General features: G+C 66.1%; 20 protein-coding genes. 14 read left to right on the forward strand and 6 right to left on the reverse strand.

The window, feature by feature from the left end:
- Positions 1–8: 8 nt before the first annotated feature.
- Together ACFVWT_RS06725 and ACFVWT_RS06730 are read right to left on the reverse strand one after the other, a co-directional pair.
- Positions 9–884, reverse strand: a complete 876-nt coding sequence (locus ACFVWT_RS06725) for an aldo/keto reductase (RefSeq protein WP_390246346.1) — start codon at positions 882–884, stop codon at positions 9–11.
- A gap of 68 nt (positions 885–952) precedes the next feature.
- Positions 953–1915 (reverse strand): sugar-binding transcriptional regulator, encoded by a 963-nt coding sequence (locus ACFVWT_RS06730; protein ID WP_390246348.1) that lies wholly within the window; start codon positions 1913–1915, stop codon positions 953–955.
- 124 nt (positions 1916–2039) lie between these two features.
- Here ACFVWT_RS06730 and ACFVWT_RS06735 point away from each other — a divergent pair, with 124 nt between their 5' ends.
- From ACFVWT_RS06735 to holA, 9 genes are all read left to right on the forward strand, one after another.
- Positions 2040–3842: a glycerol-3-phosphate dehydrogenase/oxidase gene (locus ACFVWT_RS06735; RefSeq protein ID WP_390246350.1), complete on the forward strand. Its 1803-nt coding sequence runs from the start codon at positions 2040–2042 to the stop codon at positions 3840–3842.
- Between the two features lie 160 nt (positions 3843–4002).
- The gene (locus ACFVWT_RS06740; protein WP_209744487.1) at positions 4003–4752 is read left to right on the forward strand and encodes an MIP/aquaporin family protein; all 750 of its coding nucleotides are present in this window, start codon (positions 4003–4005) and stop codon (positions 4750–4752) included.
- 58 nt (positions 4753–4810) lie between these two features.
- A complete protein-coding gene (gene glpK / locus ACFVWT_RS06745; RefSeq protein WP_390246352.1) occupies positions 4811–6325 on the forward strand; it encodes a glycerol kinase GlpK in 1515 nt (504 codons plus the stop codon).
- Between the two features lie 413 nt (positions 6326–6738).
- On the forward strand, positions 6739–9270 hold the full coding sequence (gene leuS / locus ACFVWT_RS06750; RefSeq protein ID WP_390246354.1) for a leucine--tRNA ligase: 2532 nt from the start codon (positions 6739–6741) through the stop codon (positions 9268–9270).
- Between the two features lie 69 nt (positions 9271–9339).
- The gene (locus ACFVWT_RS06755) at positions 9340–10344 is read left to right on the forward strand and encodes a DegV family protein (protein ID WP_390246356.1); all 1005 of its coding nucleotides are present in this window, start codon (positions 9340–9342) and stop codon (positions 10342–10344) included.
- A 43-nt stretch (positions 10345–10387) separates the two neighbouring features.
- Complete coding sequence (locus ACFVWT_RS06760) at positions 10388–10573, forward strand: hypothetical protein (RefSeq protein WP_209744495.1); 186 nt, start codon at positions 10388–10390, stop codon at positions 10571–10573.
- A gap of 100 nt (positions 10574–10673) precedes the next feature.
- Complete coding sequence (locus ACFVWT_RS06765) at positions 10674–11648, forward strand: ComEA family DNA-binding protein (RefSeq protein WP_390246358.1); 975 nt, start codon at positions 10674–10676, stop codon at positions 11646–11648.
- 289 nt (positions 11649–11937) lie between these two features.
- Positions 11938–13620, forward strand: a complete 1683-nt coding sequence (locus tag ACFVWT_RS06770; RefSeq protein WP_390246360.1) for a ComEC/Rec2 family competence protein — start codon at positions 11938–11940, stop codon at positions 13618–13620.
- A complete protein-coding gene (gene holA, locus ACFVWT_RS06775; protein ID WP_390246362.1) occupies positions 13554–14570 on the forward strand; it encodes a DNA polymerase III subunit delta in 1017 nt (338 codons plus the stop codon). Before ACFVWT_RS06770 ends, holA begins: the two co-directional genes overlap by 67 nt.
- Positions 14571–14706: 136 nt before the next feature.
- Here holA and rpsT read toward each other — a convergent pair whose 3' ends face one another.
- Positions 14707–14967 (reverse strand): 30S ribosomal protein S20, encoded by a 261-nt coding sequence (gene rpsT, locus ACFVWT_RS06780; RefSeq protein ID WP_011692086.1) that lies wholly within the window; start codon positions 14965–14967, stop codon positions 14707–14709.
- Positions 14968–15164: 197 nt separating this feature from the next.
- Positions 15165–15722, reverse strand: coding sequence for a type II toxin-antitoxin system PemK/MazF family toxin (locus ACFVWT_RS06785; RefSeq protein WP_390246364.1), 558 nt, complete (start codon positions 15720–15722; stop codon positions 15165–15167).
- 193 nt (positions 15723–15915) lie between these two features.
- On the opposite strand from ACFVWT_RS06785, the gene lepA reads away from it, so the two are divergent.
- A complete protein-coding gene (lepA, locus tag ACFVWT_RS06790; RefSeq protein ID WP_200891005.1) occupies positions 15916–17769 on the forward strand; it encodes a translation elongation factor 4 in 1854 nt (617 codons plus the stop codon).
- Positions 17770–17805: 36 nt separating this feature from the next.
- Positions 17806–19035, forward strand: a complete 1230-nt coding sequence (hemW, locus tag ACFVWT_RS06795; RefSeq protein WP_390246366.1) for a radical SAM family heme chaperone HemW — start codon at positions 17806–17808, stop codon at positions 19033–19035.
- A 67-nt stretch (positions 19036–19102) separates the two neighbouring features.
- On the opposite strand, the gene ACFVWT_RS06800 is transcribed toward hemW, so the two are convergent.
- Positions 19103–19522 (reverse strand): DUF4870 domain-containing protein, encoded by a 420-nt coding sequence (locus ACFVWT_RS06800; protein ID WP_390246368.1) that lies wholly within the window; start codon positions 19520–19522, stop codon positions 19103–19105.
- A 122-nt stretch (positions 19523–19644) separates the two neighbouring features.
- Positions 19645–20496: a DUF3097 domain-containing protein gene (locus tag ACFVWT_RS06805; protein ID WP_390246370.1), complete on the reverse strand. Its 852-nt coding sequence runs from the start codon at positions 20494–20496 to the stop codon at positions 19645–19647.
- Between the two features lie 246 nt (positions 20497–20742).
- Between ACFVWT_RS06805 and hrcA the strand changes: the two genes are divergently transcribed.
- The 3 genes from hrcA to ACFVWT_RS06820 all read left to right on the forward strand — a co-directional run bounded on the left by hrcA (position 20743) and on the right by ACFVWT_RS06820 (position 23754).
- Entirely contained in the window at positions 20743–21756 is a 1014-nt protein-coding gene (gene hrcA / locus ACFVWT_RS06810) for a heat-inducible transcriptional repressor HrcA (RefSeq protein ID WP_390246372.1), read from the forward strand.
- Positions 21757–21847: 91 nt separating this feature from the next.
- Complete coding sequence (gene dnaJ, locus ACFVWT_RS06815; RefSeq protein ID WP_390247107.1) at positions 21848–22975, forward strand: molecular chaperone DnaJ; 1128 nt, start codon at positions 21848–21850, stop codon at positions 22973–22975.
- 2 nt (positions 22976–22977) lie between these two features.
- Positions 22978–23754 carry a 16S rRNA (uracil(1498)-N(3))-methyltransferase gene (locus ACFVWT_RS06820; protein ID WP_390246374.1) on the forward strand — a complete coding sequence of 259 codons (777 nt, stop codon included), beginning with the start codon at positions 22978–22980 and terminating at the stop codon, positions 23752–23754.
- The last annotated feature ends 6 nt before the right edge of the window (positions 23755–23760 follow it).

A 23760-nucleotide genomic window follows, 5' to 3' on the forward strand; every position in this document is an offset into this window, starting at 1 on the left:
GTCGAATCCTAGTTGACGTCGTCAGGGTTTGAGCCGGTGCGGTGGCCGCGTTCCAGGGCGGCGAGGGCAGCCATCTCCGCGGGGTCCAGAGTGAACCCGAAGACGTCCAGGTTTTCCCGGATCCGGGCATAGGAACTGGCTTTCGGGATCACCACATTGCCCAGCTGCACGTGCCATCTCAGGATGATCTGCGCCGCTGTCCGCCGGTGCGCCGTTGCCAGCTCCAGGACTACCGGATCCGCAAGCACCTGGCCCCGGCCCAGCGGGCTCCAGGCCTCGGTGCGGATGCCAAGCCGGGCGTGCAGCTGGCGGAGTTCGTCCTGCTGGAGCCAGGGGTGGAGTTCGATCTGGTTCACTGCAGGGACGACTTCGGCGGTCTCCAGCAGATGCTCCAGGTGGGCGGGCTGGAAGTTGGACACCCCGATGGCCCGGATCCTGCCCTCGCGGTAAAGGGTTTCCATGGCCCGGTAGCTTTCGGCGAACAGTCCGCGGCGGGCGCACGGCCAGTGGATGAGGTAAAGGTCGACATATTCCATGCCGAGGTTGGATATGGACGTGTCGAAGGCCCGCATGGTCGCGTCGTAGCCATGGTCGTCGTTCCACACCTTCGTGGTGACAAAGAGATCCTCGCGGGAAAGCGATGGCGCTGCCTCGCCGGAGCCTCCGGCCGGACCGCCGGCCGCGAACCCGGCAAGCGCACCGATAGCCTTGCCAACACCGGTCTCATTCCCGTACATGGCCGCCGTGTCGAAGTGGCGGTAGCCGGCCTCGAGGGCCATGGTCACCAGGCCGGAGGCGTCTGTCGGGGGAACTTTGTAGAGCCCGAAGCCCAGTTGGTCGATCAGCACACCGTTGTTGAGGCTTAGTCGGGGCGAGTTCTTCATAGGACTGACTCTACCGACTCGGCTCCGTTCGCTCTCGGAGACAGGCCGGGAAGGGCTGGCAACGGGCCTCAGGACAGCCCGTCAAAACTGACCAGGCGACGGGCGGTGGCTTCATCGAGGATGAGGTCCGTGGCCAGGCCGGCGGCGAGCGCGCCGCGCAGTCCGTTGATCTTCGAGGCCCCTGAGACAACGCAGATCCGGCGCCTGACCTGCCGCAACTGCGCCAGGGCAGGGCCGGTGGACCTTTCATTGAGCGTGATGCCGTCGGAGGATCCGTCCCCGCGGAAAAACACGGTGGCTACGTCACCCACCACGTCCGAGTTGGCCAGGATGTTCAGGTCATTTTCGTCGAGGTACCCGCCGGCATAGACGTGGCTCGGGTAGTCGGAGTCCACCGACCCCACGCCGAAGATGGCAATGCTCATGCGTGACTGCAGTTCAAGGATGCGCTGGACGCTGCGTTCATTCCACATGGCGGTTTTGGTGGCTGCGTGGTCAAAGAAGGCCGGAACGGGAAATTGTTCAACGCGCGCCCCGTAGGCGCTGCCGAACCTGCGCATGATGTCGCTTGCGTAGGTAATGCCGGTGGTCTGCATGTTGCCTGCGCCATTGAGCTGGACGATCACGCTGTCGTGGGTGATCTTCCGGGTGAGGTGCCTGCTGACGGCACTGAGGGTGGAACCCCACGCCACACCGATGATGGCGTTGGAGTCGACCAGCGGTCCGATGGTCCTTGCAGCCTGCATGGCCACCCTGTCAAGGGTTTCCGCCTCATTCAGGGTGTCCACTACCGGAACGACGTGAACATCCACCCGGTATTGGGCGCGGATCATGTTCTCCAATTCCGGTCCGGTGTCGAGCGGATTGCGGATCTGGATCTGGACCAGGCCGGTCTCCCTGGCGGCCGAAAGAAGGCGGGAAACCGTGGATCTGGAGGTCCGGAGCTCCCTGGCTATGGCGTCCATCGTGAGGTCCTGAAGGTAATACAGTTGTGCAGCCCTGAGGGCTTCTGAGTGGCGTGAGCGCGGCATTCGGCTTCCGTTCTGCACGTTTGTGCATAGTGCTTGACTCCATTTTCCATTACTCCAAACAATAGTGATGAACGGCGCCGCGCTGTGAGGCGCGCCGCACAGGACCAAACCCAAAGGAGCAGATTTGGGAACCAACGATTCATCCGGCCATCCGGCTTCCAGCCGCCAGCGGTCATCAGTGCAGAGCCTGCGTAAGCGGCCCCGCGCCCAAGTCCTGATCATCGGCGGCGGGATCAACGGAGTCGGCACGTTTCGCGACCTGGCGCTGCAGGGTGTGGACGTTGCGCTCGTTGAACGGGGGGATTACTGCCAGGGGGCCAGTGGTGCATCGTCGCACATGATCCACGGTGGAATCCGCTACCTGGAAAATGGTGAGTTCCGGCTGGTCCAGGAATCCGTCGTCGAACGCAACAGGCTCCTGCGCATCGCTCCCCACTACGTCAAGCCGCTCCAGACCACCATCCCCATCTTCAGCACCTTCTCCGGTGTGCTGTCAGCGCCGCTGCGGTTCCTCACCCACAAGCAGCAGGGCAGGCCCAAGGAACGCGGCGCCTTTCTCATCAAGCTCGGCCTGAGCATGTACGACTTCTTCTCCCGCGACGGCGGCACGGTGCCGCGGCACCAGTTCCGTGGCCGGAAACGCGCGCTGGCGGAGCTGCCGCGGCTGCACCCCGGCATCAAATATGCGGCCACCTACTTCGATGCCTCGGTCCACAACCCCGAGCGCCTCACCCTGGACGTGCTCCAGGACGGCGAGAAGGCCGGCGTCAGCGGCCAGAGCGACGCGCGGGCCAGCAACTACCTTTCGCTCGTCGCCATGGGAGGCGCTGCCGGCACGTCGGACGGACCTACCGGCGGCAGCACGGTCCAGCTGCGCGATGAACTGACTGGCGAAGTCTTCGACTTCACGGCGGACGTCATCGTCAACACCACGGGGGCGTGGGTGGACCTGACCAACGAGGCCATGGGCGCCGCATCCAGCTTTATGGGCGGCACCAAGGGCTCGCACATCGTGCTGGACCACCCGGAGCTGCTTGAAGCCTGCAACGGCCGCGAAATCTTCTTCGAGCACACCGACGGCAGGATCGTCCTCATCTACCCGATGGGCGACCGTGTCCTGGTGGGCACCACCGACGTGGACGCGGACATGGCAGAGGACGCCGTCTGCACCGACGCCGAGATCGACTACTTCTTCGACCTGATCGGCCACGTCTTCCCGGACGTCGCGGTGCATCGGGACCAGATTGTCTACACTTTCGCCGGTGTTCGCCCGCTGCCGAAGCACGACGCCACCCAGCCCGGGTTCGTCAGCCGCGACTACCGCATCGAACGCAGGGCCGGGGGGCAGGAAGCGGCCGCCGGCGGCAGCGGCGCCGTCGTACTCAGCCTGGTGGGCGGCAAATGGACAACATTCCGGGCGCTGGCCGAACACCTGACGAACGACGTGCTCAAGGAACTGGGCCTGGACCGGAAAGTCTCGACGGCGAAACTCGCCATTGGCGGCGGAGCCGGATTCCCGGACAGCGAGGCCGGAGTTCAACAGTGGATCAAGGCCCACATGTCCGCCGGCCGCGATGCTGACCGGATCTCCGGACTGCTGACCCGCTACGGGACCCGCGCCGAAGAGGTGCTGCGCTACCTCGATGGCGGCCCTGACCGGCTCCTGCACTCCACCCGTGAACTCAGTGTCCGCGAACTGGAATTCATGGCCCGGAACGAACAGGTGGGACACCTCGCCGATGTGCTGATCCGGCGCACCTCCCTGGCCTTCCGCGGACTGGTGACGGGCGAACTCCTCAACGAGGTGGCAGACGTCCTCGCTGCTCCGCTGGGATGGGACGCCGCTGCCAGGACAGCCGAAATCCATCAAGCTCAGGAGGTGCTCGAACGCTTCCACGGCGTCCAGGTCCACAGCCTGGTTGCTTAGAAAGCTTGCGTGCCCGGGAGGAGTTGCCCGGGCGCAAGGGCTGCGCGGTTCCGCTGGAGGAGCAGCCGGCGCAGCAGCCGGCCGGCAACGCAACAACGTTGCCGGCCCAACAGCCCTTCAAATCGCGAGGGGCTGACAACAGAAAATAGAGGAGTCAAAGATGTCTCTTGGAATTGTTTTTCTTTCCGAAGTATTCGGAACCGCAATGCTGACCCTGCTGGGTTGCGGCGTTGTGGCAAACGTCGCGCTCAAAGGCACCAAGGGCAACAACGGCGGATTCCTAATGGTCACTTGGGGGTGGGGCATCGCGGTCTTCGCCGGTGTCTATGTCGCCGCCAGGTCCGGCGCGCACCTGAACCCGGCTGTGACCCTTGGTCTGCTGGTCAACGGCAAGGCGGAGTATGCTCCCGGCGTCAGCGTCGACTTCGCATCCACACTGACCTACTTTGGCGGAGAACTCACGGGTGCTTTCCTGGGGGCCGTGGTCATGTGGCTGGCCCATAAGCAGCACTTTGACGCCGAACCGGAACCCGCCAGCAAGCTCGCTGTATTCTCCACCGGCCCTGCCATCCGCTCCACTCCCTGGAACCTCATCACCGAGATCATCGGCACGTTCGTGCTCGTCTTCGTCATCCTGACGTTCGGCGGCACCCCCTCGGGCCTCGGCCCGCTCGCAGTGGCCCTGCTCGTCGTGGGCATCGGCGTGTCCCTCGGCGGTCCCACCGGCTACGCCATCAACCCGGCCCGTGACCTCGGTCCCCGCATTGCGCACGCTCTGCTCCCCATCAAGGGCAAGGGTTCCAGCGACTGGAGCTACTCCTGGATCCCGGTGGTCGGGCCGCTGGTAGGCGGTACCCTGGCCGGCGCCGTCGCAGCAGTAGTGCCGATCATCGCCTCGGCAGCTTCCTGATCCCCCCGCATTTCATCACCTCCGTCAAGCCCTTCAGACAACAGACAAGGACGTCAACATGAACCAGTACGTAATCGCCATCGACCAGGGCACCACCAGCACGCGCGCCATCGTCTTCGACCACAGCGGCAGCATTGTTTCCTCCGGCCAGATGGAACACGAGCAGATTTTTCCGCAGGCCGGCTGGGTGGAGCACGACCCCGCCGAAATCTGGAACAACACCCGCGAGGTCATCGCCTCGGCCCTGTCCAAGGCGAACCTGACCCGGCACGACATTGCCGCCGTCGGCATCACCAACCAGCGCGAAACGGCCGTTGTCTGGGACAAGACAACCGGTGAGGCCGTATACAACGCCATCGTCTGGCAGGACACCCGCACCCAGGACATTGTCGATGAACTGGCCAAGGACGGCGGACCGGAGCGTTTCAAGCAGAAGGTGGGCCTGCCGCTGGCCACGTACTTCTCCGGCACCAAGATCAAGTGGATCCTGGACAACGTGGAAGGCGCACGCGCCAAGGCCGAAGCCGGCGACCTCGTCTTTGGCAACACGGACTGCTGGGTGCTGTGGAACCTCACCGGCGGAGTGGACGGCGGCGTGCACGTCACCGATGTCACCAACGCCTCCCGGACGATGTTCATGGACCTCGACACGCTGTCCTGGGACCAGGAAATCCTGGACGCCTTCGGCGTTCCGGCGTCCATGATGCCCGCGATCAAGTCCTCGTCCGAGGTGTACGGCACCGTGCACACCTCCCAGCTGCTCCGTGAAACGCCGGTGGCCGGCATCCTTGGCGACCAGCAGGCGGCCACGTTCGGCCAGGCGGCATTTGATGCCGGCGAAGCCAAGAACACGTACGGAACGGGCTGCTTCCTGATCTTCAACACCGGCGAGGAGATCGTCCACTCCAAGAACGGCCTCCTGACCACCGTGGGCTACAAGCTGGGAGACGCTGCACCGCATTATGCGCTGGAAGGCTCCATCGCCGTCACCGGATCCCTGATCCAGTGGCTACGGGACAACCTCGGCATCATCAGCAGTGCCCCGGAAGTGGAGACTCTCGCAGCCTCGGTCAAGGACAACGGTGGCGTCTACATTGTGCCGGCGTTTTCCGGGCTGTTCGCACCGTACTGGCGGTCGGACGCCCGCGGCGCGATCGTCGGCCTGACTCGCTTCGTGAACAAGAACCACATTGCCCGTGCGGCTCTGGAGGCCACCGCCTTCCAGACCCGTGAGGTGCTCGACGCCGTCAACGCGGACTCCGGTGTTCCGCTGACTGAGTTGAAGGTCGACGGCGGCATGGTTGCCAACGACGCCCTGATGCAGTTCCAGGCGGACATCCTGGGCGTTCCGGTGATCCGGCCGAAGGTTGTGGAGACTACCGCCCTCGGTGCGGCCTACGCCGCCGGACTGGCTGTCGGATTCTGGAAGGACCTCGGCGAGTGCTCGGCCAACTGGTCCGAAGACAAGCGCTGGGAACCGCAGATGGACGACGCCGAGCGGGAGCGCCAGATGCGTCTCTGGAAGAAGGCCGTCACCAAATCCATGGACTGGGTCGACGAGGACGTGAAGTAGCCTGACCTGTCGTTGATGGCAGCCGCACCTGCCCCGCCCGTCCCCTGCTGCTCCCAACACTCGCAAGCTCGTGTCGGGGCCCTCGCAGCAGTGGGCCCCCACGGGTGCCCACCACACCCGGGCGAGGTGCGGCTGCCATCAACTCATCTGTCAGCTTTTCAGCCGCTCGTGGCGACTTACGTTTAGCGGGCGGTGCAGGTGCGCTAAAGTAGTTCTATGCGTGCGATCCTTCTGCTTAGCTAGCCGCCCGGTATCCCGGAAAAAACTCGGATTACCGCGCGGCAGCCCCTCCATGTCGAGGGGCTTTTGTGTGTCTGGAGCCCTTCGGGGCCGGCAGTAGGGGATTAGGGGGCCGGGGCTGAACAGAAAGCCCGGGCCGTACGAAATGCGGTACAGAACAGAAGAGGGCAGCAGTGAGCGTTCAGCCGGAGACAGAGACCGGAACAGCAGCAGTCGCGACGGAAGGTCCCGAGGAGGGCACCTACAGCTTCGCCGTGATGGAGGCCAAATGGCCGCAGGTGTGGGAAGACCTCAAGGTGTTCACGCCCCTGGACGACGGCTCGCGTGAGCGCCGCTACGTGCTCGACATGTTCCCCTACCCCTCGGGCGACCTGCACATGGGCCACGCTGAAGCGTTTGCCATGGGCGATGTCGTCGCGCGCTACCTGCGCCAGAAGGGCTACGACGTCCTGCACCCGATCGGCTGGGACTCGTTCGGCCTGCCCGCGGAGAACGCCGCCATCAAGCGCAACGCACACCCCAGTGAGTGGACCTACGCCAACATCGACACCCAGGCAGCGTCCTTCAAGCGCTACGCCATCTCGGCGGACTGGTCCCGGCGCCTGCACACCTCGGACCCGGAGTACTACCGGTGGACCCAGTGGCTGTTCAAGCGCTTCTACGAGCGCGGCCTGGCCTACCGCAAGGATTCCCCGGTCAACTGGTGCCCCAAGGACCAGACCGTGCTGGCCAACGAACAGGTGGTCAACGGTGCCTGCGAACGTTGTGGCACCCCCGTCACCAAGAAGTCCCTGAATCAGTGGTACTTCAAGATCACCGATTACGCCGACCGCCTGCTGGACGACATGGACGAACTGCGCGGGCACTGGCCCGAGCGCGTCCTGGCCATGCAGAAGAACTGGATCGGCCGGTCCGAAGGCGCCCACGTCAATTTCGTCATCGAGGCGGCAGGCGAGAAGGCGGCCAAGGATGTCACCGTCTTCACCACGCGCCCGGACACCCTCTACGGCGCCACCTTCTTCGTGGTCGCGGCAGACGCGCCGCTGGCCGTGGAACTGGTCACCGGGGAACACGCTGCTGCCCTGGACGCATACCGCGAACAGGTCAAGGCACTGTCCGAAATCGAACGCCAGTCCACCGAGCGCGAGAAGACCGGCGTCTTCACCGGCCGCTACGCCGTCAACCCCCTCAACGGCGAGAAGCTGCCCGTGTGGGCGGCCGACTATGTGCTGGCCGACTACGGCACGGGCGCCATCATGGCGGTCCCGGCCCACGACCAGCGCGACCTCGACTTCGCCCGTACTTTCGACCTGCCGGTCCGCGCCGTCCTGGACACGGGAGAGGACGATCCCGCGGTGACCGGAACGGCCACCGCAGGGGAAGGTACCCTGATCAACTCAGGCGTTCTCGACGGCCTGCCCAAGGCCGAGGCCATCCCGGCGGCCATCGACATGCTGGAGAAGCAGGGCACGGGCGAAAAGTTCGTCAACTTCCGCCTGCGTGACTGGCTGCTCAGCCGCCAGCGCTTCTGGGGCACACCCATCCCGATCATCCACTGCCCTGCCTGCGGCGAAGTTCCTGTCCCCGACGACCAGCTGCCCGTCACCCTGCCGGCCAACCTGCGCGGCGAAGACCTGTCCCCGAAGGGCACCTCCCCGCTGGCCGCGGCCGAGGCGTGGGTCAACGTTGAGTGCCCCAACTGCCACGGTCCCGCCAAGCGCGACACCGACACCATGGACACGTTCGTAGACTCCTCGTGGTACTTCCTGCGGTTCGTGTCGCCGCAGTACACCGAAGGCCCCTTCGACCCGGAAAAGATCAATGACTGGATGCCCGTGGGGCAGTATGTGGGCGGCGTGGAGCATGCCATCCTGCACCTGCTGTACGCGCGGTTCTTCACCAAAGTTATCCACGACCTCGGCATGATCGAGGCCGACGAACCGTTCAGCGCCCTGCTCAACCAGGGCCAGGTTCTCAACGGGGGCAAGGCCATGAGCAAGTCCCTGGGCAACGGCGTGGACCTCGGCCAGCAGCTGGACAAGTACGGCGTCGACGCCGTGCGCCTCACCATGATCTTCGCCTCCCCGCCGGAGGACGACGTCGACTGGGCGGACGTTTCGCCGTCGGGCTCTGCGAAGTTCCTGGCCCGGGCATGGCGCCTCGCGCAGGACGTCACCAGCGCGCCCGGCACGGATCCCGCGCAGGGAGACCGGGCACTGCGCTCCGTCACGCACCGCACCATCGCCGACGCCGCCGCGTTGCTGGACAGCAACAAGTTCAACGTGGTGGTGGCTAAATTGATGGAGCTGGTCAACGCCACGCGAAAGACCATAGATGCAGCTTCCGGCGCAGGCGGGGCGGACCCCGCGGTCCGCGAAGCAGTGGAAGCCGTCGCGGTCATCCTGAGCCTCTTCGCGCCGTACACGGCCGAGGACATGTGGAACGTCCTGGGGCACCCCGCCTCGGTGGCGAACGCCGGCTGGCCCGCGCACGACGAAGCACTGCTGGTGCAGGACACGGTGACCGCCGTGGTCCAGGTCCAGGGCAAGGTCCGCGACCGCCTCGAGGTCTCCCCGGGGATCGGCGAGGACGAGCTGCGTGAACTGGCCCTCGCATCGGACAACGTCCAGCGCGTCCTCGACGGGCGGGATATCCGCACGGTCATCGTGCGTGCCCCTAAACTGGTCAACATCGTCCCGGCCTAGCCCGGGCACCGGCCGCCGGTATCGCCGGCGGCCGGCCGTGATGTTTGACCGCAGCAGCAGGGAGACGCCGTGAACGACCGGGAGCCGGCCGGCTGGCCGTGGCTTAGGGAACGGCTTGTCCGGCTGCGGCAGGTTTCCAGGCCGGGGGCTGCGCCGGAAGCCGTGGTTCCGGCCGCCGTCGTGCGTACCGCGGTGGTGACCGATTCCGCCGCCGCGCTTCCTGCGGACTGGGTCAGGGACTTCGCCGCCGACGGCCGGCTGACGGTGGTGCCCATGCCGGTGATGGTGGGGGCGGAGATCTACGGCGAGGGCGAAGACGACATCACCGAGACGATCGCGGTGGCGCTGGCCACCGGTATGCCGGTCAAGACGTCTCGGCCGTCACCCGGCCAGTTCGAGCAGGCCTATCTTGCGGCGCTGCGACGCGGCTTCGAGGCGGTGGTCTCCGTGCATATTTCCGGAGCGCTGTCCGGCACTGCCGATTCCGCCAGGCTTGCTGCGTCCCGTGTGGACATCCCCGTGGAGGTGGTCGATTCGAAGACCGTTGGGATGGCGCTGGGAATGGGCGTGCAAAGCGCAGTGGTAGCGGCAGCGGACGGCCGCCCCGCGGCCGAAGTGCGTGCTTTCGCCGAAGACCGGATGGCCCGCACCAAAGTCTATTTCTATGTCCCCAGCCTGGAGCAGCTGCGCCGCGGCGGCCGGATCGGAGCGGCGGCGTCCCTCTGGGGAACCATGTTCGCCATCAAGCCGATCCTCGCTGTGGATGACGGGAAGATCGTTCCGCTGGAGAAGGTCAGGTCCGCGGCGAGGGCTGTGGCGCGCCTTGAGGAAATCGTGGTTGCCGACGCCGCGGCGCGGCCCGCCGGCCAGGCCCGGCTGGCAGTCCACCACTTCGGCAATCCCGGTGAGGCAGCGGAGCTTGCGGCCCGGCTGGCGGCTGCGCTCCCGGAAGTCCCTGCGGCGCAGATCAGTTCGCTCCCGGCCGTACTCGCTGCCCACGCGGGACTGGGGGTCCTGGCCGTGATCGTGGGGGAGAGCAGTACTCCGCAGAAGGAACCCCCTCTGGTCCGATAGCTGTGCCGGTAGTACAGTCTCCCCACCAAGCAAGGAGGCTCCCATGACAATGCAGGTGCACCATGTTGCCCAGTTCGACAAGGACGTGTCCGAAGAAGTCACCAACTGGCTGAAGTACCTTAAGGGCCAGGTGACCAGCGTCCAGTTCCTGACGACGACTGTTCCCGACCCCAAGGCACCGGCGTCGTGGCGGGTCCAGTACGAGGCGTATATCACCTACCAGAAGTAGCCGGCCGGCCGGGGAGCGGCGGAAAAAGCCGCCCACGGCGCTTTCCACATACAGTCATTCGTGCTGTCTGCGCCGCGTCCATTTGCCTAGCGTGGTGGTTATGTCACGCCGGAACGCGGAAGCGGGAGTCCCTGCCGCGGCCAGCCGTGCGCGGCGGCGCCTGACAACCACCCTAGGGTCCTCCGGCGGCGGCGACAGTAGCGACAGGCCCGGAACCGGGGACGCAGGGTTGCCGGGGCTTCTGGAGCAGGGCGCCGGAGGTCCCGGCGAAGGGACATTCACGTATGGCGGCGGTGCGAGGGCGGCACCTGGTGCCGTTGACGGCGCTGTCGTCGACGGGCCGCATGAGCCCGCGAAATTCAGGTGGCGCACGGGACTGCGCGTAGCGGTGCTGGTGGCAACGATGTGTACCCTGCTGGGCGGCTGGTTTTGGTGGGATGTTGCCGCCAGCCGTCCGCACGTGGTTCCGTTGAGCGACGTCAGCAGTCAGGAGGCGCGCGGGCAGCCCGGACCAGATCCCGCTGGACCGCGGGAATCCGGCGGCCCCGCTGCGGGAGAAGGGGTTTCGGATACAGCATCGGATTCCCGGATCGTGGTGCATGTTGCGGGGGCTGTCAACCGGACGGGAGTTGTGGAACTCCCGGAGGGCAGCCGCGTCCACGAGGCGATAGCCGCGGCGGGTGGGAGTGCGGACGGGGCTGACCTGAACCGCTTGAACCTCGCCGCTGTGCTTAGCGATGGCCAGAAGATCCACGTACCGCGGATCGGGGAACCGGCGGATGCCTCCGGCGCGGCAGCAGGCGACACCGGTTCGGGCGCCCGGGGATCGGGTGACGCGGCGTCCGCCGCCGCAGGGTCCGGCCAAACAGGAGCGGACGGCGCGAAGATCGACCTGAATTCCGCGTCCGCGGAGGAACTCGGTGCGCTGCCCAGGGTGGGACCCGTCCTGGCGCAGCGCATCGTTGACTGGCGCAAGGAACACGGCCGGTTCAGCACCGTTGAGGAACTCGACGCGGTGGACGGCGTTGGCCCCAAGATGCTGGAAACGCTGCTCCCACTGGTGCGGGTGTCCTGAAGTGGCGAAGGTCAGTCCGTGGCATCGCTTCGTCGACGCAGCGGTCAGGGGTGAAGAAGGCAGGACCCTCCGACCTCCTCGCGCTGCTGAAAACCCGTCTACTGTCCGCCGGGCTGCGGACATCCGCGCGGCCGGAGTGAGGGGCATCGTCCCGCGGACGGCGTCCGGCCTGCGGGATCTACTCGCGGTACGACTGCTTCCCGGACCTGAAGGGCGGGTCCAAGGAACAGGAAGACCTGACAGATCCGCAACCGGCGACGGGCCGCAGCGCCGGACCGACCTTCGCCTTGTGCCCCCCGCCCTCCTCGCCTGGGCCGCCGCCGTCGCCGGCGTCTGGTTGCCGCCACCGGCGCTCGGCGTCCTTATTGCGGGATTGCTTCTGGCAGCCGTGGTGCTGTTTGCTGCGATCCGCCGTCGCTGGCTGCGGTGCCACGATGGCGGCCGGGCGCCACGGAGCTTCCTGACCACCCTCACCATTGCCGCAGTGCTGTCGGCCGCCATCGCGTCCCACTCGGCGGTCGCCGCATCCCAGAAGCACGACGGGCCCGTAGCGGATGCAGTCGCGGCGCGCTCCGCTGTGGTGGTTGAGGCGGAGATCGCGGGGACACCGCGCCAGCTAAAGATTCCCGGCCGCGCCGGGTCGGACCGGTGGGCGGTTGAAGCCACCGCATATGCGGTCACTGCCAACGGCGGGCTCATCCGGAGTGACGCCCGCTTGCTGATCGTGGGCGGCGGAGACTGGCAGCATGTGGTCCCCGGACAGCGGATCCGGACTACGGGAAAGCTGAGGCCGGCCGACGCCGGCCAAACGCCGGCGGGTACCCTGTCCGCCACCACCGGCCCCGCCACCACGGATGCCCCCTCCGCATGGCAGGAAGGACCCGGCGCCCTCCGCAGCGGGTTTGCAGAGGCTGCGGAATGGATTGGTGGCGACGCCCGCGGCCTCCTGCCGGGAATGGTCACAGGGGACACCAGCTACCTCGATGACCAGCTTGAAACTGCCATGAAGGCTGTGGGCATGACCCACCTGACCGCAGTGTCCGGGGCGAATTGCAGCCTCATCCTGGGCGCGCTGCTGCTGGCTGCCCGAAGCATCCGCCTGCCCCGGGCTCCTGCCGCTGCGGCTGCCCTCGCCGGCCTGGTCCTTTTCGTCCTGATGGTGGGTCCTGACGCCAGCGTCCTTCGGGCTGCGCTCATGGGGGCGATCGGCCTGGTGTCCTTGTCGGGTGGCCGGACCGGACGCGGCCTCAGCTTCCTGTGCCTGGCCGTGATCGGACTCCTCATGGCCGATCCGGCACTCGGGACCAGTTTCAGCTTTATGTTGTCCGTGCTGGCCACCCTCGGCATCGTCGCCGCGGGCTCGCGGATCATGGAGTGGCTTCCGCCGGTCGTGCCGCGCTGGCTGGCCGCCGGCCTTGCTGTTCCGCTCTCTGCCCAGCTCTTCTGCGGTCCGGCGATCGTGCTGCTGCAGCCGCAGTTTTCGTCCTACGCCCTGCTGGCGAACATGGTGGCGGCGCCCCTTGTGGCACCGGTGACCATCCTCGGCACCGCCGCCGTGCCCGTCGAACCGCTGGCTCCGTGGGCAGCAGTGCTTCCCATGGCGGTTGCCGGTGGCTGCTCGGCCGGAGTCGCGGCCATTGCCAGGTTCTTTGCGGGCCTGCCCGGCGCTGCCCTTCCCTGGCCTGAAGGACCGTTCGGTGCGGCCACCATGCTGGCCTTTTCCGCATCCACGCTGCTGCTGCTGTGGCTTGTTCTCCACCCGCGTGCCGTCTGGACACTGGTCCTCGCAGCTCATCGAAAGACCGCTAATGTGCTGGAACTGCTGCCACGATTCACCGGCTTGGATGAGCGCCGCCACCGTGGGAGTCTTAGAGGTATTAATCCGATGTCCGGGAGGAACCAAGAGTGGCGGCTGCGCAAAAAGCACGATCCAAGCCGGCGACGTCAGCGACAGCCACCTGGCGCGATGTGACTCCGGCGCGTGTGGTGCTGGTCGGTGGCCCGGAGGAATACCTAGGCATCCGGGCCCTGGACCGCATCAGGTCACAGGTCCGCGCAGCCCAGCCGGATGTCGAAATCACCAGGCTTAATGCAGGCAGCTACGAGCCCGGGTCCCTAGCGATGGTCGTGAGCCCTTCGCTGTTTGGGGAATCGAAGCTGATCGAGGTGGAGTCCGCGGAGGCCATGAACGATGCCTTCCTCGCGGACGCCCTCAAATATCTGGCAGACCCTGAACCCGACGCCGTCCTCGTGGTCCGCCACGGCGGCGGAGTCCGGGGCAAGAAGCTGCTCGATGCCATCAAGTCCGGCGGCTGGCCGGTGGTGGATTGTCAGCCGCTGAAGAAGGATGCGGACAAGTCCGCATTCGTCGCAGCGGAATTCAAGGCCGCGTCGCGCCGCATCGAGCCGGAAGCCGTCCATGCGCTGGTCAATGCGGTGGGTGCCAACTTGTCGGAACTCGCCGCCGCCTGCAGCCAGCTCATCGCGGATGCAGCTACGGCCGTGGATACGGACATGGTGGACCGCTACTATGGCGGGCGGATCGAGGCAACAGCCTTCAAAGTTGCGGACGCCGCGTTGGCCGGGAACGCTCCGCTGGCACTCTCCACGCTCCGGCATGCCCTTGCGACGGGGGCGGACCCTGTTCCGCTCGTGGCAGCACTGGCCGCCAAACTCCGTACGGTGGCGAAGGTAGCCGGCGCGCAGGGGTCATCGGCCCAGATCGCGCGCCAGCTTGGCATGCAGCCGTGGCTGGTGGAACAGGCGCAGCGGGACGTTCGGCGCTGGACGCCTGAAGGCCTGGTCCGCTCCATCCAGGTGACTGCCGAGGCGGACGCCCAGGTCAAAGGCCTCTCCCGGGATCCGGTCTACGCGGTGGAGCACGCTGTTACCGTCATTGCAACGTCCGTCCGCCGCAACTAGCTGCGGACAGGCTGGGGGCGGTTCAGCACCGCCACTGTCTACCTGCGGTCGCCGACTCCCGCCGTTAAATGGATGTGGCCGGCACCCCGCTAGGGGGTGCCGGCCACGATCATCAGTTCAGGTGAACTGGAAAACCTTAGAGTGCGTTGACCTTCTTGGAGATCGCCGACTTGCGGTTTGCAGCGTTGTTCTTGTGAAGAACGCCCTTGCTGACAGCCTTATCCAGCTTACGGCTTGCAGCAACCAGCGCAGCAGCAGCGGCATCCTTGTCGGTGGACTCAACGGCGGTGTTGACGGCGCGGATGGCCGTCTTCAGCTCCGACTTGACTGCGTTGTTGCGCAGGCGAGCCTTCTCGTTGGTGAGGATGCGCTTCTTCTGGGACTTAATATTAGCCACGTGTGAACTCTCTTTTTAATGCGGAAATGGTCTAGAGGGCTTTCAGGTTGGCCATTGACTGAGCGGCGTGGGGATACCTATGGCGGCCAACCATCAGTGGCCGTCGACCTGCACGGACACACAGCTGTCAATAATAGCAGACGCTCTGCACTGCTGCTGTTTGCCGCTGACGTCGTGCTTCGCGTGCGGGACGCGCGTCAGCTCCAGCCGTGAAGCCCGCGCAGTGCCGAGGCGACGTCGTCGAACCGTTTCCGGTCCAGGACGGCGCCCTCCCGGCGGATGTCCGCCGGGCTGATCTGGATGATGCGGTCCAGCTTGGCCTCACTGGGCCGGCGCTGCCCGTCCCAGCTGCCTGTCCCGATGTCCACGTAGCTGTCGTCAATCCGGCGGTCCTGGTCATGGTCCTTGCTGGTGAGCATGAGCCCCAGCAAGTATTGCCCTCGGCTGCCGATCAGAAGCACGGGCCGGTCCTTGCCCTGGGAATGGTCCTCTTCGTAGGGCACCCACGTCCACACGACTTCGCCAGGTTCCGGCTTGCCGTTGGGGGAGGGGGCGTACTTGATATTCGCGGTCCCCTTGAAGTCGCCAGGGTATGTTCCGTTGAGGACGCCTGGAGCGGCCTGCCGTTGCTTTGGGCGGACGGGGGTCGAACGAACGGGCGTCGGGCGGGCCGGTCGACCCGCGGCGGGGCGCCCTTCCAAAAGGCGAAAAGCAGTGCGGACAGCCCGGCCGAGTGAGCGGAGATTAAATGCCATCCTGCAACAATACTTCGACCGCCGGGAACGGTTCTTTCGCGGCCCGCGGTCCGCCCCCCGCAGGCAGGGTGCGCAAACAATGCACCGAGTGGCGGCAGGACGTGGGACACTATAAGTTCACGTGCGGCAGGTCCCGCGACGGCTTCGGCCGTCCTGAGCACAGCCGCGGAAATGCCAACAGTAAGGACCCTGCGTGTCTCCCATGGCCCGCACCGCCCCGGTGCCCGCCGCAACAGATCCGGCCATCATCCGGAACTTCTGCATCATTGCGCACATTGACCACGGTAAATCCACTCTGGCCGACCGCATGTTGCAGTACACCGGCGTCGTTCAGTCCCGCGACATGAAGGCCCAGTATCTGGACCGCATGGATATCGAACGTGAGCGCGGCATCACCATCAAGTCCCAGGCAGTACGCATGCCCTGGGAAGTTGACGGGACCAGCTATGCGTTGAACATGATCGACACCCCCGGGCACGTCGACTTCACCTACGAGGTCTCCCGTTCGCTGGCCGCCTGCGAAGGTGCAGTGCTCCTCGTGGACGCGGCCCAGGGCATCGAGGCGCAGACCCTCGCGAACCTGTACCTGGCGATGGAGAACAACCTCACCATCATCCCGGTCCTGAACAAGATCGACCTCCCCGCGGCCCAGCCCGAAAAGTATGCCGAGGAACTCGCCAACCTGATCGGCGGGGACCCCGACGAGGTCCTGCGCGTCTCCGGAAAAACGGGCATGGGCGTCGAAGTCCTGCTGGACAAGATCGTGCGCGATCTGCCGGCACCCGTGGGCGACCCGGACGCTCCTGCACGCGCCATGATCTTCGACTCGGTCTACGACACATACCGCGGCGTGGTCACGTACGTGCGTGTGGTGGACGGCATGCTGCACCCCCGCGAACGCATCCAGATGATGTCCACCCGCGCCACGCACGAACTCCTCGAGATCGGGGTCAGCTCGCCGGAGCCCACCCCCTCCAAGGGCCTGGGCGTCGGCGAAGTAGGCTATCTCATCACGGGTGTGAAGGACGTGCGCCTGTCCAAGGTGGGCGACACCGTCACCAACCTTGCCAAGCCTGCCTCCGAATCACTCCCGGGCTACGCGGACGCCAAGCCCATGGTGTTCTCCGGTCTCTACCCTCTGGACGGCACGGACTACCCGGTGCTCCGCGATGCGCTGGAGAAGCTGATGCTCAATGACGCCGCGCTCGTCTACCAGCCGGAAACCTCTGCCGCACTGGGCTTCGGCTTCCGTGTCGGCTTCCTCGGGCTGCTTCACTTGGAAATCACCCGTGAACGGCTCGAACGCGAATACAAGCTGGACCTGATTTCCACCGCCCCCAACGTGGAATACGAAGTGACCCTGGAAGACAAGCGGGTTGTCCATGTGACGAACCCCAGCGAATACCCCACCGGAAAAATCGCGGAAGTCCGGGAGCCGATGGTGTCCGCCACCATCCTGGCGCCGAACGAGTTTGTCGGCGCCATCATGGAGCTGTGCCAGAGCCGCCGCGGCGTGATGGGTGGCATGGACTACCTCTCCGAGGACCGCGTGGAAATCCGGTACCGCCTGCCACTGGCCGAAATCGTCTTCGATTTCTTCGACATCCTCAAGTCCAAGACCCGCGGCTACGGCTCGCTGGACTGGAAGGCCGACGGAGACCAGGTTGCCGACCTTGTCAAGGTGGACATCATGCTCCAGGGCGAACAAGTGGACGCCTTCAGCGCCATCACCCACCGGGACAAGGCCTATGCCTACGGCGTGATGATGACGGGCAAGCTGCGTGAACTCATTCCCCGCCAGCAGTTCGAGGTGCCGATCCAGGCCGCGATCGGCTCCCGGATCATCGCCCGCGAAAGCATCCGCGCCATCCGCAAGGACGTCCTGGCCAAGTGCTACGGCGGTGACATCACCCGAAAGCGCAAACTGCTGGAAAAGCAGAAGGAAGGCAAGAAGCGCATGAAGATGGTGGGCCGCGTCGAGGTCCCGCAGGAAGCCTTCATCGCAGCGCTCACCACGGACGAATCCAAGGACAAGGCCAAGAAGTAGTGATGATGGTGGCCCTAACCTCCGGAGGCCGCACCCGTGCCTAGCGTCCTGCCCCTGGGCGACCCCGCGCCGTCGGACGGCCTGCTGCCCGCGCAGGCCGCTGACGGCGCCGGGCAGCGCCGATTCGGCCTCTACGTCCACATTCCCTTTTGTGCCGTCCGTTGCGGTTACTGCGACTTCAACACCTACACCGCGACAGAGCTCGGCGGCGGCGCGTCCCAGGACGCGTACGCCTCCACGGCCATCGCTGAGGTGGAGTTTGCCGCCAAGGCGCTGCAAGGCAGCGGCCTGCCGGAACGCCGGCTGGGCACGGTCTTTTTTGGCGGCGGCACACCAACGCTGCTGCCCGCCGAGGACCTGGCCCGCATCCTGACCGCGGCGGTAGCGCAGTGGGGCCTGGAGCCTGGCGCCGAGGTCACCACCGAAGCCAACCCGGACTCCGTCACACCGGAGTCGCTGCAGCTCCTGGCGGATGCCGGCTTCACCCGGGTTTCCTTCGGGATGCAGTCGGCTGTTCCGCACGTCCTGAAAGTCCTCGACCGCACCCACACGCCCAGCCGTGTGCCGCAGGTGGTGCAGTGGGCCAGGGACGCCGGCCTCGCCGTGAGCCTTGACCTGATCTACGGAACGCCGGGGGAGTCGCTGGCAGACTGGCGGTACTCCCTTGAGACAGCCCTCTCCTACGGCCCGGACCACATCAGTGCGTACGCCCTGATCGTGGAGGACGGCACCAAACTGGCCGCCCAGATCCGCCGCGGTGAAGTGCCCGGAATCGATGACGACGACCACGCGGCCAAGTACGAACTGGCCGACGAGCTCATCACCGCCGCCGGCCTCGCCTGGTATGAGGTCAGCAACTGGTCACGCACGCCGGAACAGGCCTGCCGGCACAACCTGGCCTACTGGCGCGGGGATGACTGGTGGGGGATCGGGCCGGGGGCCCATTCCCACGTCGGCGGAGTCCGCTGGTGGAACGTGAAGCACCCGACAGCCTACGCCGGGCGGCTGGCCGGCGGTGTGTCGCCGGCGGCGGGCCGCGAAACGCTCGATGCGGAAACCCGGAACATAGAGCGGGTCATGCTTGAGGCCAGGCTGGGCACGGGCCTCGAGTTGTCCGGGCTGGGGGAGTCCGGGCGGCACGCCGTTGCCGGACTGATTGCCGATGGCCTGGTGGATCCCGCGCTGGCATTCAAGGGCAGGCTCGTCCTCACCCTGAAGGGCAGGCTCCTTGCCGACGCCGTGGTCAGAAGAATCCTGCCCGACTAGGCGGCGGAGCCGGCGATTACCTGGACCCGCCCGTCAACTGGCGCAGCGGGTTGAGCGACCCTGCCGCCTACTTGATCCAGCGCAGGTTGAAGTCGTAGCGGTGCGGCTGACCGCGGTTCACGTGGATACCGGCCGCCACCGAGAAGCACGTCACGGCGATCCAAATCAGCGTGGCCAGCACTGCGAAGATGTTACCCACCACCGGCAGCATCACCAGGATGTTACAGATGACGGCGGCGATCGTGGGAGGCAGCGTGAAGTTCAAGGCTTCCTTTGATTCCTGTGCGGTGAACGGTCCGCGGTCCTTGAAAATCAGGTAGATCAAAAGCGACGGAACGCACCCGAGAATGCCGCCGAAGTGCGCGAGGGTTGCCCACTGCCGGTCTTCGTTGGCCGTCAGCGGCAGGGCGTTGGCGGGAACGCCATGATACTGGGGCTGGCCATGGCCGGCCTGTGTGTCCCGTTGTTCACGTGCGTCTTCTGCCACGGTGTCGTCCTTCGGATTGCAGTGGTGCGGTGGTTCCCGGAAAAGCGGTACTGCCTCAACAGCAACAACCGCCGTATCAAGAATACTGGGTCGGGAGTGCATTCGGAGAGTTCAACAGGCGCCTACGGCACGGTGAGGAAGTCGATGACCTCTTCCACCCGGCCCAGCAGGGACGGCTCCAGGTCCGCATAGCTGCGGACTGCCCCGAGGAGCTTTTGCCAGCCCAGGCCGATATCTTCCTTGGTCTCATGCGGCCAGCCGAAGGCGGTCAGGATGCCGGTTTTCCAATCCACGCCCCGGGGGATGACCGGCCACGCGTCGATTCCGAGGACAGCGGGCCGGATGGCCTGCCACACGTCCACGTAGGGGTGGCCCACAATCAGCACGTTGCCGGCCGCGCCGGGGGACGCCATCACAGCATCGGCAATCCGTGATTCCTTCGAGTCGGCAACCAGGTGGTCCACCAGCACCCCCAGCCGTCGGCCGGGGCCGGGCCGGAACGCGGCAACCGCCGCAGTGAGGTCGTCAATGCCGTGCAAGGGTTCGACGACGATGCCCTCCACCCGGAGGTCGTCACCCCAGACTTTTTCCACGAGTTCGGCGTCGTGCTTGCCTTCCACCCAGATGCGGCTGGCCTTGGCCACCTGTGCACGTTGCCCTGCAACACGCACGGAACCGGAGGCCGTCCGGCCGGATCCGGCGGAGGCCGCCTGCGGCCGGGGCGCCGGGGGCATGAGCCGGATCGGCACGCCCTCCAGGAGGAACCCGTAGCCGAGCCGGAACGTGCGTGATTTGCCCCGCCGGTCCTCCAGGGCAACAACATGCATGCCCCCGGATTTTTCCACCCTCGTAACAGCGCCTACCCAGCCTGACTGCACATCTTCCAGCACCATGCCGCGTTCAACCGGCACTTCGGGAAGCTCGGATTTCCGGGGCGCGGTGATGTCCTGCGGGCCCCAGTTCTGGTACGACATCGGATAGACACAGCCTTGCGCTAGAAAAATCAGACAGGAGAAGTGAAACAGGGCGTCCGTGGCTTCACGGATGTACACGTGCTGTTCCGCGCCGGAGTTTCGCCCGGAGCGGTACCAATGCTAACAACGCGGCGACTCATATTAGACTGGTTAGCACTTAGACATGACGAGTGCTAACGGACGACGGGACCCGTGCCCCGGCGCAACGCCGGAACGCGGCCCGGGAAAGCCGATCGGAGGTGGAGAATGAGCGAGCCACGCAAGCTTGAAGTATTGCGGGCCATCGTGGAGGACTACGTCCATTCCCGCGAACCCGTGGGCTCCAAGGCACTGGTGGAGAGGCACCACCTCGGAGTCTCCAGTGCCACCATCCGCAATGACATGGCGGCGTTGGAAGACGAGGGCCTGATCACGGCGCCGCACACCAGCGCCGGCCGGATCCCCACGGACAAGGGCTACCGGCTGTTCGTCGACCAGATATCCGCCGTCAAGCCGCTGTCGCAGGCCGAGCGCCGCGCCATCCAGACGCTTCTGGAAGGGTCAGAGGACCTTGACGATGTCCTGGAGCGGACCGTGCGGCTGCTGTCGCAGCTGACCAACCAGGTGGCCGTGGTGCAGTATCCGCACCTCAGCCGGGCCATGGTGCGGCACATCGAGTTTGTGCTGCTGGCGCCGCGTCAGGTGCTGATCGTACTGATCGCCGACACCGGAAAGGTCGAGCAGCGGGTTATCGACGTCGGCCAGGAACTCGGCGACGACGCCCTCGCCGGCCTCCGGGCCAGGTTCCTGAAGAGCCTGGCGGGGACACCCTTGAGCCTGCTCCCGCAGGCGCTGCCCGCCGTCGTCGCCGGTTGTGAACCGTCACGCAGGCATGCCGCCCAGGCGCTGGCCCGTGGCCTGGACGCCCTTGCCAGCAGCACCCGCGAGGAGCGGATGGTCATGGCCGGCACGGCGAATCTCGCGCGGTCAAACGTAGACTTTCCGCTGAGCATCGGTCCGGTCCTTGAGGCGCTCGAGGAACAGGTGGTCATGCTCCGGCTGCTCAGCGAAATGGCCCAGGACCCCCGCGGGGTCACGGTCAGCATCGGCCGGGAGAACCCCTACGACGGACTTGCGGAAGCCTCGGTGGTGGCCACAGGCTACGGCCCCGGTTCCAGCGCCAAGGTGGGCGTGCTTGGCCCGACCCGGATGGACTATCCCACCACCATGGCCGCGGTCCGTGCCGTGGCCCGCTACCTTTCCAGGATCCTTGGACCGTGACCGGTTCAACATCAGCCAACCAGGCCTCCGCGTCCCGGCTTCCGGGGCGCAGCAGCACCACAGGCAGTACAACCAGGAAGAGATACGAACTTTGAGCAGCCACTACGACGTTCTTGGAGTCTCACCCGAAGCGACGGGCGAAGAGATCAAGAAGGCCTACCGAAAGCTTGCGCGCACCCTGCACCCGGATGTGAACCCCGGTGAGGATGCCTCGGACCGCTTCAAGGCTGTCACCCACGCCTACGAAGTCCTTTCCGACCCGCAGAAGCGCCGGGTCTACGACACCACGGGCAACGAGAACGGCACCGATAACGGCTTTGGCGGCGCGGGCTACTCGGGGCAGGGCTTTGCGTTCCAGGACATCTTCGACACCTTCTTCGGCGCCGGCGGTTCGTCCGGCCCGGCCTCGCGGGTCCGCCGCGGGCAGGACGCCCTCATTAGCGTACGCATAGACCTTCGCGACGCCGTGTTCGGCGTCAACAAGAAGCTTGAGGTGGACACGGCTGTCACGTGCCCCACCTGCGAGGGATCCTGCTGCCAGCCCGGGGCCCACCCTGAACGCTGCGACATCTGCGGCGGCAGTGGCCAGGTCCAGCGGGCCGTTCGGTCCATCCTGGGCCAGGTCATGACGGCCGCTCCGTGCGGCTCCTGCGAAGGCTTCGGAACCGTCATCAAGGATCCCTGCAACGAGTGCAACGGCCAGGGCCGCATCCGCAGCCGGCGTTCGCTGACGGTCAAGGTTCCCGCCGGCGTGGCCACCGGAACCCGCATCCAGCTGGGCGGCCAGGGCGAGGCCGGTCCCGCTGGCGGCCCCTCGGGCGACCTGTATGTCGAGATCCGGGTCAATAACGATGCCACGTACGTGCGTGACGGTGACGACCTGCACGCCACTCTGAACATCCCGATGACCGCCGCTGCCCTTGGCACAGAGCTCAGCCTGGACACGTTCGACGGCCAGCAGGAAATCGATGTCAAGGCCGGCACCCAGTCCGGTGAGGTCATCACCCTGCGCGGACTCGGCGTCACCCATCTCCGGGGCTACGGCCGCGGCGACCTGAAGGTCCACCTCCAGGTCGAAACCCCGGCGAAACTTGACGCCGCCCAGGAAGACCTGCTGCGGCAGCTGGCCAAACTGCGCGGTGAGCAGTACACCGAGGGGAAGCTTGCCGCCAGCGGCGGAGTCTTCGCAAAGCTGCGGGACCGGTTCGGTAACCTGTAGCAGTGAGCAACCCGGTCTTTTTTGCGTCCCCGGGAACCCTGGACCAGCAGGGTCCCGGTTCGCGTTTCGTCCTGCAGGGTGCGGAGGCCCGGCACGCGGTCACGGTCAAGCGGATCGCCGTGGGCGAGTCCGTTGACATAGCCGACGGCGCGGGCAAGAGGCTCACCGGAACTGTCGCGGCCGTCGGCCAGGGCGAATTGACGGTGGAGTGTTCGGTTCTCGAAACGGAGGAGCGTCCGGACCTTCGCCTGATCCTGGTGCAGGCGCTTGCCAAAGGCGACCGCGACGAACTGGCAGCTGAAACCGCCACCGAACTGGGCATCGATGCCGTCATCCCGTGGCAGTCGGAACGGTCCATTGTCCGCTGGAAGGGCGAGCGTGCCGCCAAGGCGCACGCCAAGTGGCAGTCGGTGGTGACCGCGGCGGCCAAACAGGCGCGGCGGGCCTGGATTCCCGAGGTCCGCGCCGCCGTCGACGGTGCCGGGCTGCAGGCCGCGGTTGCGGCAGCGGACCTGGCCATCATTCTCCATGAGGATGCCGTCCGGCCGCTTCGAACAGTGCTGGAGACGTGGCGCGATGGCGACGGCGGGACGCCCGGTCGGGGGCCGCGCGAAATTCTCCTCATCGTGGGCCCGGAGGGCGGAATCAGCCCGCGGGAGGTTACCAAACTTTGCAGCGCAGGTGCCGTCACGGCCCTGCTGGGGCACCACGTGCTCAGGTCCTCCACGGCAGGTCCGGCCGCCACGGTCCTCGCCAGCGACATCCTCGGACGCTGGTAGCGGCGG

Source organism: Arthrobacter sp. NPDC058288 (assembly GCF_042880995.1).
Classification (GTDB): domain Bacteria; phylum Actinomycetota; class Actinomycetes; order Actinomycetales; family Micrococcaceae; genus Arthrobacter.

What these genes read in the sequence shown, in the direction of transcription:
- ACFVWT_RS06725 (WP_390246346.1), bottom strand. Translation starts at nt 884, where the DNA reads ATGAAGAACTCGCCCCGACTAAGCCTCAACAACGGTGTGCTGATCGAC.
- ACFVWT_RS06730 (WP_390246348.1), bottom strand. Translation starts at nt 1,915, where the DNA reads ATGCCGCGCTCACGCCACTCAGAAGCCCTCAGGGCTGCACAACTGTAT.
- ACFVWT_RS06740 (WP_209744487.1), top strand. Translation starts at nt 4,003, where the DNA reads ATGTCTCTTGGAATTGTTTTTCTTTCCGAAGTATTCGGAACCGCAATG.
- glpK (WP_390246352.1), top strand. Translation starts at nt 4,811, where the DNA reads ATGAACCAGTACGTAATCGCCATCGACCAGGGCACCACCAGCACGCGC.
- ACFVWT_RS06760 (WP_209744495.1), top strand. Translation starts at nt 10,388, where the DNA reads ATGACAATGCAGGTGCACCATGTTGCCCAGTTCGACAAGGACGTGTCC.
- ACFVWT_RS06765 (WP_390246358.1), top strand. Translation starts at nt 10,674, where the DNA reads ATGTCACGCCGGAACGCGGAAGCGGGAGTCCCTGCCGCGGCCAGCCGT.
- ACFVWT_RS06785 (WP_390246364.1), bottom strand. Translation starts at nt 15,722, where the DNA reads ATGGCATTTAATCTCCGCTCACTCGGCCGGGCTGTCCGCACTGCTTTT.
- ACFVWT_RS06805 (WP_390246370.1), bottom strand. Translation starts at nt 20,496, where the DNA reads ATGTCGTACCAGAACTGGGGCCCGCAGGACATCACCGCGCCCCGGAAA.
- hrcA (WP_390246372.1), top strand. Translation starts at nt 20,743, where the DNA reads ATGAGCGAGCCACGCAAGCTTGAAGTATTGCGGGCCATCGTGGAGGAC.